This is a genomic window from Stutzerimonas nitrititolerans (assembly GCF_003696285.1).
Taxonomy (GTDB): Bacteria; Pseudomonadota; Gammaproteobacteria; order Pseudomonadales; family Pseudomonadaceae; genus Stutzerimonas; species Stutzerimonas nitrititolerans.
This window is the reverse complement of sequence record NZ_RFFL01000024.1, coordinates 1-13,465: the sequence shown is the minus strand read 5'-3', so window position 1 is coordinate 13,465 and position 13,465 is coordinate 1. Positions and strand designations below refer to the sequence as shown.

General features: G+C 60.2%; 12 protein-coding genes and 1 tRNA gene. All 13 read right to left on the bottom strand.

Going from position 1 to position 13,465, the window contains the following annotated elements; all coding sequences use genetic code 11:
* Positions 1-267 (bottom strand): GTP-binding protein (locus tag EA795_RS19975; protein ID WP_122079114.1); only part of this gene is annotated, 267 nt, incomplete at its 3' end.
* Positions 268-297: 30 nt separating this feature from the next.
* Positions 298-768 (bottom strand): 30S ribosomal protein S7, encoded by a 471-nt coding sequence (rpsG, locus tag EA795_RS19970; protein ID WP_014854233.1) that lies wholly within the window; start codon positions 766-768, stop codon positions 298-300.
* 99 nt (positions 769-867) lie between these two features.
* A complete protein-coding gene (gene rpsL / locus EA795_RS19965; protein ID WP_003291416.1) occupies positions 868-1,239 on the bottom strand; it encodes a 30S ribosomal protein S12 in 372 nt (123 codons plus the stop codon).
* Positions 1,240-1,376: 137 nt separating this feature from the next.
* Positions 1,377-5,576 carry a DNA-directed RNA polymerase subunit beta' gene (rpoC, locus tag EA795_RS19960; protein WP_014854234.1) on the bottom strand — a complete coding sequence of 1,400 codons (4,200 nt, stop codon included), beginning with the start codon at positions 5,574-5,576 and terminating at the stop codon, positions 1,377-1,379.
* 61 nt (positions 5,577-5,637) lie between these two features.
* On the bottom strand, positions 5,638-9,708 hold the full coding sequence (rpoB, locus tag EA795_RS19955; RefSeq protein ID WP_014854235.1) for a DNA-directed RNA polymerase subunit beta: 4,071 nt from the start codon (positions 9,706-9,708) through the stop codon (positions 5,638-5,640).
* Between the two features lie 218 nt (positions 9,709-9,926).
* Complete coding sequence (rplL, locus tag EA795_RS19950) at positions 9,927-10,295, bottom strand: 50S ribosomal protein L7/L12 (RefSeq protein ID WP_014854236.1); 369 nt, start codon at positions 10,293-10,295, stop codon at positions 9,927-9,929.
* Between the two features lie 75 nt (positions 10,296-10,370).
* Entirely contained in the window at positions 10,371-10,871 is a 501-nt protein-coding gene (gene rplJ / locus EA795_RS19945) for a 50S ribosomal protein L10 (RefSeq protein ID WP_014854237.1), read from the bottom strand.
* Positions 10,872-11,078: 207 nt separating this feature from the next.
* Complete coding sequence (gene rplA / locus EA795_RS19940; RefSeq protein WP_014854238.1) at positions 11,079-11,774, bottom strand: 50S ribosomal protein L1; 696 nt, start codon at positions 11,772-11,774, stop codon at positions 11,079-11,081.
* Positions 11,774-12,205 (bottom strand): 50S ribosomal protein L11, encoded by a 432-nt coding sequence (gene rplK / locus EA795_RS19935; protein WP_014854239.1) that lies wholly within the window; start codon positions 12,203-12,205, stop codon positions 11,774-11,776. Before rplK ends, rplA begins: the two co-directional genes overlap by 1 nt.
* Before the next feature lie 112 nt (positions 12,206-12,317).
* Entirely contained in the window at positions 12,318-12,851 is a 534-nt protein-coding gene (gene nusG, locus EA795_RS19930) for a transcription termination/antitermination protein NusG (protein WP_014854240.1), read from the bottom strand.
* A gap of 9 nt (positions 12,852-12,860) precedes the next feature.
* Positions 12,861-13,229, bottom strand: a complete 369-nt coding sequence (secE, locus tag EA795_RS19925; RefSeq protein ID WP_014854241.1) for a preprotein translocase subunit SecE — start codon at positions 13,227-13,229, stop codon at positions 12,861-12,863.
* A 43-nt stretch (positions 13,230-13,272) separates the two neighbouring features.
* Positions 13,273-13,348: transfer RNA gene (locus EA795_RS19920), tRNA-Trp, on the bottom strand.
* Between the two features lie 52 nt (positions 13,349-13,400).
* Positions 13,401-13,465: hypothetical protein (locus tag EA795_RS19915; RefSeq protein ID WP_016393389.1), on the bottom strand; the 65-nt coding region annotated here is incomplete at its 5' end.

Sequence of the window (13,465 nt, the reverse complement as noted above, 5' to 3'; positions counted from 1 at the left end):
GGTGTCGATGACGTTCACCCGGTAATTGTCGTACTGCTTCTGCGAACCCTGCCAGAACGCGGTAACGGCCGCGGAGGTGATGGTGATACCACGCTCCTGCTCCTGCACCATCCAGTCAGTGGTCGACGCACCATCATGGGTCTCGCCCATCTTGTGGTTGACGCCTGTGTAGAACAGGATCCGCTCGGTGGTAGTGGTCTTGCCCGCATCCACGTGGGCGCAGATGCCGATGTTGCGGTAGCGGTTGATCGGGGTAGTTCGTGCCACAGTGTGATCCTCGCGAAATTAGCGCGACTTTTAGAAACGGTAGTGCGAGAAGGCCTTGTTGGCTTCGGCCATGCGATGCACGTCTTCACGCTTCTTCACAGCAGCACCTTTGCCTTCGAAGGCATCCGTCAGCTCACCTGCCAGGCGCAGAGCCATGGACTTCTCACCACGCTTGCGCGCGGCATCTACCAACCAGCGCATGGCCAAGGCATTACGACGGGAAGGACGAACTTCGACCGGAACCTGATAAGTCGCACCACCTACGCGGCGGGACTTCACTTCGACCAGCGGAGCGATGGCGTCGAGTGCTTTTTCGAAGATTTCCAGGGGGTCGCTGTTCTTGCGTTCTTTGACCTTGTCCAGAGCACCATAAACGATACGCTCGGCAACGGCTTTCTTGCCGCTCTCCATCACGTGGTTCATGAACTTGGCCAGGATCAGACTTCCGTACTTCGGATCGTCAAGGATCTCGCGCTTGGCTGCTACACGACGTCTTGGCATTGATAAGCCCTCAAACGGTCTTCAGGTTAGCTCGGGACAATAACGACGAGGTTACGCCCGACCTTACTCTTATCGACTCAAATAAATAGTAATTGCTGATTATTTCGGACGCTTGGCGCCGTACTTGGAACGGCCCTGCTTACGATCCTTGACGCCGGAGGTATCCAGCGAACCGCGCACGGTGTGGTAGCGAACACCCGGAAGGTCCTTTACACGACCGCCACGGATCAGCACTACGCTGTGCTCTTGCAGGTTGTGACCTTCACCACCGATGTAGGAGGCGACTTCAAAACCGTTGGTCAGGCGAACACGGCATACCTTACGCAGTGCAGAGTTCGGTTTCTTTGGCGTGGTGGTGTACACACGGGTGCACACGCCACGACGTTGCGGGCAGTTCTGCAGCGCAGGGACGTCGCTTTTCTCGACGACGCGCTTGCGCGGCTGACGTACCAGCTGGTTAATCGTTGCCATCTACTAGCTCCACTGTTGTCTTTCGACACAAACGAAAAATGGCAGGGCGAAAGGCCCCGCCAAATTAGGGGTACAAGAGTCTAAAGAGCTTCTTGCACACCGTCAAGGCGCGCCCTGGCTCACGCCAGGGCTTGCCCTTAGTTGCTGCTGGAGTTCAGCGCCTCGGTGAGAGCCGCTTCGACTTCATCAGCACTTACTCGTACCGGCTTGTCCGCATCACGCTTGCGTTTGCGCTCGCTGTGATATTGCAGACCGGTACCGGCCGGGATCAGGCGACCCACCACCACGTTTTCCTTCAGGCCGCGCAGATAGTCGCGCTTGCCGGTCACCGCCGCTTCCGTCAGGACGCGAGTGGTCTCCTGGAAGGAGGCCGCAGAGATGAACGACTCGGTGGACAGCGAGGCCTTAGTGATGCCCAGCAGCACGCGAACGTACTTGGCAACGAACTTGTCCTCTTCGCCCAGGCGCTCGTTCTCTTCCAGCACCTGGGTCAGCTCCATCTGGTCGCCCTTGATGAAGCTGGAGTCGCCCGACTCGCTGATCTCGACCTTGCGCAGCATCTGCCGAAGAATCGTCTCGATGTGCTTGTCGTTGATCTTCACACCCTGCAGGCGGTACACGTCCTGGATCTCGTTGACGATGTACTTGGCCAGCGCGCTGACACCCAGCAAGCGCAGGATGTCGTGCGGGTTGCTCGGGCCGTCGGAGATGACTTCGCCCTTGTTCACCTGCTCGCCTTCGAACACGTTCAGGTGACGCCACTTCGGGATCAACTCCTCGTAAGGATCGGTACCATCGGTCGGCGTGATGACCAGGCGGCGCTTGCCCTTGGTTTCCTTGCCGAAGGAGATGGTGCCGCTGATTTCCGCAAGGATCGACGGCTCTTTCGGCCGGCGCGCTTCGAACAGGTCGGCAACGCGCGGCAGACCACCGGTGATGTCGCGGGTCTTCGAGGTTTCCTGCGGGATACGCGCGATGACGTCACCCACATTGATCTCGGCGCCATCGGCTACACCGACCAGAGCGTTGGCCGGCAGGAAGTACTGGGCCGGCACGTCGGTACCCGGCAGCAGCAATTCCTTGCCATTGGCATCGACCATCTTGATCGCCGGACGGATGTCCTTGCCGGCGGCCGGACGGTCCTTCGGATCCATCACTTCAATGTTGGTCAGGCCGGTCAGCTCGTCGGTCTGGCGCTTGATGGTGATGTTCTCTTCCATGCCGACGAAGGTCACGACACCCTTCATCTCGGTCACGATCGGGTGGGTGTGCGGATCCCACTTGGCCACGACGGCCCCGCCATCGACCTTGTCGCCTTCCTTCACGGAAATGACCGCACCGTACGGCAGCTTGTAACGCTCGCGCTCGCGACCGAAGTCGTCCGCTACCGCCAGCTCACCGGAGCGCGATACCGCCACCAGGGCGCCATCGGCGCGCTCGACGTGCTTCAGGTTGTGCAGGCGGATGGTACCGCCGTTCTTCACCAGCACGTTGTCGACCGCCGAGGTCCGGCTGGCCGCACCACCGATGTGGAAGGTACGCATGGTCAGCTGGGTACCCGGCTCACCGATCGACTGGGCCGCGATGACACCCACGGCCTCGCCGATGTTGACCTGATGCCCACGGGCCAGATCGCGACCGTAGCACTTGGCACAGATGCCGTAGCGCGTTTCACAGCTGATCGGAGAACGCACGATCACTTCATCGACGCTGTTGAGTTCGATGAAATCGACCCACTTCTCGTCGATCAGGGTACCGGCCGGCACCAGCACTTCCTCGGTGCCCGGCTTGAGGACGTCACGAGCAATGACACGACCCAGCACACGCTCGCCGAGCGGCTCGACCACGTCGCCGCCTTCGATGTGCGGCGTCATGTGCAGACCCTGTTCGGTACCGCAGTCGATCTCGGTCACCACCAGATCCTGGGCCACGTCGACCAGGCGACGCGTCAGGTAACCGGAGTTCGCGGTCTTCAGTGCGGTATCCGCCAGACCCTTACGCGCACCGTGAGTGGAAATGAAGTACTGCAGTACGTTCAGGCCTTCACGGAAGTTCGCGGTGATCGGCGTCTCGATGATGGAGCCATCCGGCTTGGCCATCAGGCCACGCATACCGGCCAGCTGGCGAATCTGCGCAGCAGAACCCCGCGCGCCCGAGTCGGCCATCATGTACATCGAGTTGAACGAATCCTGCTCGGCTTCTTTACCGTCACGGTCGATGACCTTCTCTTTCGAGAGGTTGGCCATCATCGCCTTGGAGACTTCGTCGTTGGCCTTGGACCAGAGGTCGATCACCTTGTTGTACTTCTCGCCCTGGGTTACCAGGCCGGACGCGTACTGGCTCTCGATCTCCTTCACTTCCTCGGTGGCCGCACCGATGATGTGCGCCTTCTCATCCGGGATGACGAAGTCGTTCACGCCGATCGACACACCGGAGATGGTCGAGTAGGCGAAACCGGTGTACATCAGCTGGTCAGCGAAGATGACAGTGTCCTTCAGACCCACCGTGCGGTAGCACAGGTTGATCAGCTTGGAGATCGCCTTCTTCTTCATCGGCTGGTTGACCACGTCGAACGACATGCCTTCCGGAACGATCTGGAACAGCAGCGCACGGCCGACAGTGGTGTCGACGATGCGGGTGTTCTTGGTGATGCTGTCGTCACGCCCTTTGACGGTCTCGTTGATACGCACTTTCACGCGCGCATGCAGCGACGCCTCGCCGGCGCGGAACACGCGGTCGACTTCCTGCAGATCGGCGAACACCCGGCCTTCGCCCTTGGCGTTGATCGCTTCGCGGGTCATGTAGTACAGACCCAGCACCACGTCCTGCGACGGCACGATAATCGGCTCGCCGTTGGCGGGCGACAGGATGTTGTTGGTCGACATCATCAGCGCGCGCGCTTCCAGCTGGGCCTCGAGGGTCAGCGGAACGTGGACGGCCATCTGGTCACCGTCGAAGTCGGCGTTGTACGCGGCGCACACCAGCGGATGCAGCTGGATCGCCTTGCCTTCGATGAGCACCGGCTCGAACGCCTGGATACCCAGACGGTGCAGGGTCGGCGCACGGTTGAGCAGCACGGGATGTTCGCGAATCACTTCGGCGAGAACGTCCCACACCTCGGGCAGCTCGCGCTCGACCATCTTCTTGGCGGCCTTGATGGTGGTCGCCATGCCGCGCATTTCTAGCTTGCCGAAGATGAACGGCTTGAACAGCTCGAGAGCCATCTTCTTCGGCAGGCCGCACTGGTGCAGGCGCAGGGTCGGGCCCACGGTGATCACGGAACGACCGGAGTAGTCGACGCGCTTGCCGAGCAGGTTCTGACGGAAGCGGCCCTGCTTGCCCTTGATCATGTCGGCCAGGGACTTCAGCGGGCGCTTGTTCGAACCGGTGATGGCACGGCCGCGACGGCCGTTGTCCAGCAGGGCGTCGACGGCTTCCTGCAGCATGCGCTTTTCGTTGCGCACGATGATGTCCGGCGCGGCCAGGTCCAGCAGACGCTTGAGACGGTTGTTACGGTTGATCACGCGACGATACAGATCGTTGAGATCTGAGGTCGCGAAACGACCGCCATCCAGCGGAACCAGCGGACGCAGATCCGGCGGCAGAACCGGCAGAACGGTCAGCACCATCCACTCGGGCAGGTTGCCCGAGCCATGGAAAGCTTCCATCAGCTTCAGGCGCTTGGACAGCTTCTTGATCTTGGTTTCCGAGTTGGTCTGCGGAATCTCTTCACGCAGGCGACCGATCTCGTGCTCCAGGTCGATTTCGTGCAGCAGCTCGCGCACGGCCTCGGCGCCCATGCGGGCATCGAAGTCGTCACCGAACTCTTCGAGCGCCTCGAAGTACTGCTCGTCGTTCAGCAGTTGGCCTTTCTCGAGCGTGGTCATGCCCGGATCGATCACCACGTAGCTCTCGAAATAGAGCACGCGCTCGATGTCACGCAGGGTCATGTCCAGCAGCAGGCCGATACGGGACGGCAGCGATTTCAGGAACCAGATGTGGGCAACCGGCGAAGCCAGTTCGATGTGCGCCATGCGCTCACGACGAACCTTGGCCAGCGCGACTTCGACGCCACACTTCTCGCAGATCACGCCGCGATGCTTGAGGCGCTTGTACTTGCCGCACAGGCACTCGTAGTCCTTGACCGGGCCAAAGATCTTGGCGCAGAACAGACCTTCACGCTCGGGCTTGAACGTACGGTAGTTGATGGTCTCCGGTTTCTTCACTTCACCGAAGGACCAGGAACGAATCATCTCGGGCGATGCCAGCGCAATCTTGATGGCATCGAACTCTTCGATTTGACCCTGGTTTTTCAATAGATTCAGCAGGTCTTTCAAGGCCTTTCCTCCCAGCGGAGCAGGGAGCGAACCGGCGTTCGCTCCCGACGTGCATCGCGTGTTATTCGGTTTCCAGATCGATGTCGATACCCAACGAACGGATCTCTTTGATCAGTACGTTGAAGGATTCCGGCATACCCGGCTCCATGCGGTGATCGCCGTCCACGATGTTCTTGTACATCTTGGTCCGACCGTTCACATCGTCCGACTTGACGGTCAGCATTTCCTGCAGGGTGTAGGCGGCACCGTAGGCTTCCAGTGCCCAGACCTCCATCTCCCCGAAACGCTGACCACCGAACTGCGCTTTACCACCCAGCGGCTGCTGGGTAACCAGGCTGTAGGAACCGGTGGAACGCGCATGCATCTTGTCGTCGACCAGGTGGTTCAGCTTCAGCATGTACATGTAGCCGACGGTAGTGGTGCGCTCGAACTTGTTGCCGGTACGCCCATCGAACAGCTGCATCTGGCCGCTTTCCGGCAGATCGGCCAGTTTCAGCATGGCCTTGATCTCGCGCTCCTTGGCACCGTCGAACACCGGGGTGGCCATCGGCACGCCCTTGCGCAGGTTGTTGGCCAGGTCCAGCACTTCCTGATCGTTCAGGTCGTCCAGGCTTTCCTGGCGACCACCGATCTCGTTGTAGATCTCGTGCAGGAACTTGCGCAGATCGGCGACCTTGCGCTGCTCTTCGAGCATCAGGTTGATCTTCTCGCCCAGCCCCTTGGCCGCCAGGCCCAGGTGGGTTTCGAGGATCTGCCCGACGTTCATCCGCGAGGGTACACCCAGCGGGTTGAGCACGATGTCCACCGGCGTGCCGTTGGCATCATGGGGCATGTCTTCGACCGGCATGATCACCGAGACCACACCCTTGTTACCGTGGCGACCGGCCATCTTGTCGCCCGGCTGGATGCGTCGCTTGATCGCCAGGTAGACCTTGACGATCTTCAGTACGCCCGGTGCCAGGTCATCGCCCTGCTGCAGCTTGCGCTTCTTGTCCTCGAACTTGTCGTCGAGCAGCTGACGGCGGTCGGAAAGATAGGCCTGGGCCTTTTCTAGCTGCTCGTTCAGCGCGTCCTCGGCCATACGCAGTTTGAACCACTGACCATGCTCGAGGCCATCCAGCGTCTCGTCGGTGATCACGGCGCCCTTCTTCAGGCCTGCGCCGCCTTCGGCAGTCGCACCCACCAGCGCCGAGCGCAGACGCTCGAAAGTGGCGCCTTCGACGATACGGAACTCCTCGTTGAGGTCCTTGCGGATCTCGTCGAGCTGCATCTTCTCGATGGCCAGCGCGCGCGAATCGCGCTCGACGCCGTCGCGGATGAACACCTGTACGTCGATGACGGTGCCCTTGGTGCCGGTCGGCACGCGCAGGGAGGTGTCCTTCACATCGGACGCCTTCTCACCGAAGATCGCGCGCAGCAGCTTCTCTTCCGGAGTCAGCTGGGTTTCGCCCTTCGGCGTGACCTTGCCTACCAGGATATCGCCCGGGCCGACTTCGGCGCCGACGTAGACGATACCCGCCTCGTCCAGCTTGTTCAGCGCAGCCTCACCCACGTTGGGGATGTCCGCGGTGATTTCCTCTGGGCCGAGCTTGGTATCACGGGATACGCAGGTCAGTTCCTGAATGTGGATGGTCGTGAAACGGTCTTCCTGAACCACGCGCTCCGACAGGAGGATGGAGTCCTCGAAGTTGTAGCCGTTCCAGGGCATGAACGCGACGCGCATGTTCTGACCCAGGGCCAGTTCACCCATGTCGGTGGACGGACCATCGGCCATGATGTCGCCACGCTGAACCACGTCACCCTTGCTTACCAGCGGGCGCTGGTTGATGCAGGTGTTCTGGTTGGAACGGGTGTACTTGGTCAGGTTGTAGATGTCGACGCCCGCTTCACCGGTCTCGACCTCGTCATCATGAACACGCACGACCACACGGCTGGCATCGACCGAATCGATGACGCCGCCACGGCGAGCGACCACGCAGACGCCGGAGTCGCGCGCTACGTTGCGCTCCATTCCGGTACCCACCAGCGGCTTGTCCGAACGCAGGGTCGGCACGGCCTGACGCTGCATGTTCGAGCCCATGAGTGCGCGGTTGGCGTCGTCGTGCTCGAGGAACGGAATCAGCGAAGCAGCGACGGAAACCACCTGCTTCGGCGATACGTCCATCAGCGTCACGTCTTCCGGCGCCTTGACGGTGAACTCGTTCAGGTGACGCACAGCAACCAGTTCGTCAACCAGCTTGCGGCCTTCTAGCTTGGCGCTGGCCTGGGCGATCACATGGTCGGCCTCTTCGATCGCCGAGAGGAACACGATCTCGTCGGTGACTTCGCCTTCCTTGACCACGCGGTACGGGCTCTCGAGGAAGCCGTACTGGTTGGTGCGCGCGTAGGCGGCCAGCGAGTTGATCAGACCGATGTTCGGACCTTCCGGCGTTTCGATCGGGCACACGCGACCATAATGAGTCGGGTGTACGTCACGGACTTCGAAGCCGGCACGCTCACGGGTCAGACCGCCCGGGCCGAGTGCGGAAACGCGGCGCTTGTGGGTGATCTCGGAGAGCGGGTTGTTCTGGTCCATGAACTGCGAGAGCTGGCTGGAACCGAAGAACTCCTTCACCGCGGCCGCGACCGGCTTGGCGTTGATCAGGTCCTGCGGCATCAGGCCTTCGCTTTCGGCCATCGACAGGCGTTCCTTGACCGCACGCTCGACGCGCACCAGGCCCACACGGAACTGGTTCTCGGCCATCTCGCCGACGCAACGCACGCGACGGTTACCCAGGTGGTCGATGTCGTCGACGATGCCCTTGCCGTTACGGATATCGACCAGGGTCTTGAGCACGGCGACGATGTCTTCGCGGCTGAGTACGCCCGGCCCTTCGATCTCTTCACGGCCGATACGGCGGTTGAATTTCATCCGGCCAACGGCCGACAGGTCGTAACGCTCGGAGGCGAAGAACAGGTTGTTGAACAGCGTTTCGGCGGCATCCTTGGTTGGCGGCTCGCCAGGACGCATCATGCGATAGATCTCGACCAGCGCTTCGAGCTGGTTGGTGGTCGAGTCGATCTTCAAGGTGTCGGAGATGAACGGACCGCAATCGATGTCGTTGGTGTAAAGGGTCTCGAAACGGACGACCTGCGCCTTGACGATCTTGGCCAGTACTTCGACGGTCAGCTCGGTGTTGCACTCGGCGATGATCTCGCCGGTTGCCGGATGCACGATCGCCTTGGCCACGGTGCGGCCCAGCACGTAATCCATCGGCATTTCGAGCTCTTTGACGCCGGACTTGTCAAGCTGATTGATGTGCCGCGCGGTGATGCGGCGGCCTTGCTCGACGATCAGCTTGCCGCTGCCGTCAGTGATGTCGAACGAGGCGATCTCGCCCCGCAGACGTTGCGGAACCAGCTCGAGCGCCAGCATCTCGCCCTTCACGTGGAAGACGTTGGTGTCATAGAAGGCATCGAGGATTTCCTCGGTGCTGTAATTCAGCGCACGCAGCAGCACCGAGGCCGGCAGCTTGCGGCGACGGTCGATACGCACGAACACGGCGTCCTTCGGATCGAACTCGAAGTCCAGCCAGGAGCCGCGGTAGGGAATGATGCGCGCGGAATACAGCAGCTTGCCCGAGCTGTGGGTCTTGCCACGGTCGTGGTCGAAGAACACACCCGGCGAGCGGTGCAGCTGGGAAACGATGACGCGCTCGGTACCGTTGATGATGAAGGTACCGTTCTCGGTCATCAGGGGGATTTCCCCCATGTAGACTTCCTGCTCCTTGATGTCCTTGATCGCTTTGCTCGACGACTCCTTGTCGAAAATGATCAGGCGCACCTTCACCCGCAGCGGAACCGCGAAGGTCACGCCGCGCAGCACGCACTCCTTGACATCGAAAGCCGGCTCACCAAGGCGGTAGCCGACGTACTCCAGCGCTGCATTGCCGGAATAGCTGATAATCGGAAAAACGGATTTGAAGGCTGCATGCAAGCCAATATCGCGGAACTGATCCTTTGTCGCTCCCGCCTGCAGGAATTCGCGGTACGAATCCAGCTGGATGGCCAAAAGATACGGCACGTCCATCACGTGCGGTAACTTGCTAAAGTCCTTGCGGATTCGTTTTTTCTCAGTGTATGAGTAAGCCATCAGCGTTCCCCAGCTTGGTCACCTGCTTGTTTGGCCTCTCCCGACGGGAGCAGCCAGAAAATCGTGCGAATCCCTTGATTCGCGCCACTCCAGGAGTGGTTCTTTCCGATGGCGAACCGATAATCATCGGCTGGCTATAACGGAAAAAGGCCGGTGGCAAAAGCCACCAGCCATCAGCCTTGTGCGAGTCGCTCCGGCTGTAGACGCAAGGTCGTCGCTTACTTGAGCTCGACTTTGGCGCCTGCTTCTTCCAGTGCCTTCTTGGCCGCTTCGGCCTCTTCCTTGGAGACGCCTTCCTTGACCACGCCAGGAGCGCCGTCAACGACAGCCTTGGCTTCTTTCAGGCCCAGGCCGGTCAGCTCGCGCACGGCCTTGATCACGTTCACTTTCTTGTCGCCGGCTTCGGCCAGGACGATGGTGAACTCGGTCTGCTCTTCGGCAGCGGCAGCAGCCGGGCCAGCAGCAGCAACGGTAGCGGCAGCAGCGGTAACGCCGAACTTCTCTTCCATTGCCTTGATCAGTTCAACAACCTGCATCACGGACATTTCGGAAACGGCGTTGATGATGTCTTCGTTGGTCAGAGCCATGACTCTAGTTCCTGTATATAGGTGACGGCCTGCGGCCATCTAATTCATAAGAGATTGGAAAGAACCACGCTTGCCTTAGGCGGCAGCGGCTTCCTTCTGGTCGCGAACGGCCGCCAGAGTACGAGCCAGCTTGCTGGTAGCGCCTTGGATCACGCTCATCAGCTGCGAAATGGCTTCGTCGTAGGTCGGCAGGGTTGCCAGCACGTCGATCTGATTGGCTGCGAGGAACTGCCCCTCGAACGCAGCGGCCTTGATCTCGAACTTGTCCTGACCCTTGGCGAATTCCTTGAAGATACGGGCAGCAGCGCCCGGATGCTCGTTGGAGAATGCGATCAGGGTCGGGCCTTTGAACACGTCGTTGAGCACGTCGAACTGAGTGCCTTCAACGGCGCGCTTGAGCAGGGTGTTACGCACGACACGCACGTACACGCCAGCCTCGCGGGCCTCTTTACGGAGTCCGGTCATGGCCCCCACGGTCACGCCACGGGCATCGGCCACGACAGCGGACAGGGCAGCACTGGCAGCCTCGTTGACTTCAGCGACGATGGCCTTCTTGTCTTCGAGTTTGATTGCCACGGGTTTTACTCCTGGATGTTACCGGTTCATCCGGTCGAAACCGGACGGGTTTTGGTGTCTGATTCGGTACGAATCGGGAGCACCTCTGCGTAGGCCTGGAGAAGCGAGCTTCAGCGGTTTAAGGCTTGCGCCGCCTACGGTCTTGGATAGCCCCCGCCAGGCAGGGACCCCAATATGCACCGCCCCGACCAGCGGGGCGGTTTTGTCTTACGCGTCGAGCGAAGCCTGATCGATGACCAGTCCCGGACCCATGGTGGTGCTCAGGGTCACGCGCTTGACGTAGATACCTTTGGAGGTGGACGGCTTCAGACGCTTGAGGTCCGACAGCAGCGCCTCGACGTTCTGCTTGAGCTGACCGGCTTCAAAGCCGACCTTGCCCACGGAGCTGTGAATGATGCCGTTCTTGTCGGTACGGAAACGCACCTGACCCGCCTTGGCATTCTTGACAGCGGTCGCGACGTCCGGAGTCACGGTGCCGACCTTGGGGTTCGGCATCAGGCCACGCGGACCGAGGATCTGGCCCAGCTGACCCACAACACGCATCGCATCCGGAGAGGCGATAACCACGTCATAGTTCAGGTCGCCGCCTTTCATCTCGGCAGCCAGCTCGTCCATACCAACGCGATCGGCGCCAGCAGCCAGAGCTGCTTCGGCAGCAGGGCCCTGGGTGAACACGGCAACGCGAACGGTCTTGCCCGTGCCGTTCGGCAGAACGGTTGCACCACGAACGACCTGGTCGGATTTACGCGGATCAACACCCAGGTTGATGGCGATATCGAAGGATTCGGCGAACTTAACGGCCGACAGTTCGGACAGCAGAGTTGCAGCCTCTTCGAAACCGTACTGCTTGCCCGCTTCGATCTTCTGGGCGATTGCCTTCTGGCGCTTGGTCAACTTGGCCATTACACACCCTCCACGTTCAGGCCCATGCTGCGAGCCGAACCTGCGATGGTCCGTACGGCAGCTTCCAGTTCGGCAGCGGTCAGATCAGCCTGCTTGGTCTTGGCGATCTCTTCCAGCTGGGCACGGGTAACGGTGCCGACCTTCTGGGTATTGGGACGAGCGGAACCGCTGGTAACGCCAGCAGCTTTCTTCAGCAGCACGGCTGCCGGGGTGCTCTTGGTTTCAAAAGTGAAGCTGCGGTCACTGTAGACAGTGATGATCACCGGAGTCGGCAGACCAGGCTCCTGGCCTTGAGTGCGGGCGTTGAACGCCTTGCAGAACTCCATGATGTTCACGCCATGCTGACCCAGTGCAGGGCCGACCGGCGGCGACGGGTTGGCCTGACCGGCCTTTACCTGAAGCTTGATATAAGCTTGAATCTTCTTAGCCATAGCTACTCCGTTACGGGTTCGAACGCCTTTCGGCTCCCCTTGTTACTTGTTTATCCCAGTGACGACAAAACCCCGCAGCCGTTAGCTGCGGGGTAAGGGATGCATACTTCAGCTAGACCTTCTCGACCTGGCTGAACTCCAACTCTACCGGCGTGGAGCGACCGAAGATCAGAACCGCGACCTGAATGCGACTCTTCTCGTAGTTGACCTCTTCGACCACACCATTGAAATCGGCGAACGGACCGTCTGCAACTCGAACGACCTCACCCGGCTCGAACAGCGTCTTCGGCTTCGGCTTGTCGCTGCCGTCAGCAACGCGACGCAAGATAGCCTCGGCTTCCTTATCGGTGATTGGCGCCGGCTTATCCGCCGTGCCACCGATGAAGCCCATCACACGAGGCGTATCCTTGACTAGGTGCCACGCACCTTCGGCCATATCCATCTGAACCAGAACGTAACCGGGAAAGAACTTGCGCTCACTCTTGCGCTTCTGCCCGTTACGCATCTCCACGACTTCTTCAGTGGGGACCAGAATCTCGCCGAAATGATCTTCCATACCGGCAAGCTTGACGCGCTCGATCAACGAACGCATGACATGCTTCTCGTAACCCGAGTAAGCATGAACCACGTACCAACGCTTAGCCACGGGACACCCTTAACCAACAATCATGGAAACCAGCCAACCGAGCAGGGAATCAAGCCCCCACAACAGCAGCGCCATAACCAGCACAACGGCCAAAACGATCAACGTGGTCTGAGTGGTTTCTTGACGGGTCGGCCAAACGACTTTTCGAATCTCGACGCGCGCCTCTTTCAGCAACGTGAAAGATGCACGCCCCTTTGCCGTCTGCAGCGCAACCAGGGCAGCCACGACAGCAACGACGAGCAGGGCTATCACCCTATACAGAATCGGCTCGGCGGCGTAGTACTGATTACCGACGACAGCCACTACCACCAAAGCAGCGACAACAAGCCACTTCACCAAATCGAAGCGTGTGTCCTTGGCTTCTGCTTTGACATTCATCTGGGAGAACCCTGTAAAAAACTGCCAAATTCGTTATTGAAAGTGGCAGGCCAGGAGGGAATCGAACCCCCAACCTGCGGTTTTGGAGACCGCCGCTCTGCCAATTGAGCTACTGGCCTAACAAGAGTCAGGCCGACTATTATGCCGGCCTGTTTGGAACAGATCAATCGTTTATTCGATGATCTTGGCAACCACACCGGCGCCGACGGTACGACCACCTTCGCGAATCGCGAAGC

Coding starts and splice junctions, on each gene's coding strand:
- rpsG (WP_014854233.1), bottom strand. CDS start 768: ATGCCAAGACGTCGTGTAGCAGCCAAGCGCGAGATCCTTGACGATCCG.
- rpsL (WP_003291416.1), bottom strand. CDS start 1,239: ATGGCAACGATTAACCAGCTGGTACGTCAGCCGCGCAAGCGCGTCGTC.
- rpoB (WP_014854235.1), bottom strand. CDS start 9,708: ATGGCTTACTCATACACTGAGAAAAAACGAATCCGCAAGGACTTTAGC.
- rplL (WP_014854236.1), bottom strand. CDS start 10,295: ATGGCTCTGACCAACGAAGACATCATCAACGCCGTTTCCGAAATGTCC.
- rplA (WP_014854238.1), bottom strand. CDS start 11,774: ATGGCCAAGTTGACCAAGCGCCAGAAGGCAATCGCCCAGAAGATCGAA.
- rplK (WP_014854239.1), bottom strand. CDS start 12,205: ATGGCTAAGAAGATTCAAGCTTATATCAAGCTTCAGGTAAAGGCCGGT.
- secE (WP_014854241.1), bottom strand. CDS start 13,229: ATGAATGTCAAAGCAGAAGCCAAGGACACACGCTTCGATTTGGTGAAG.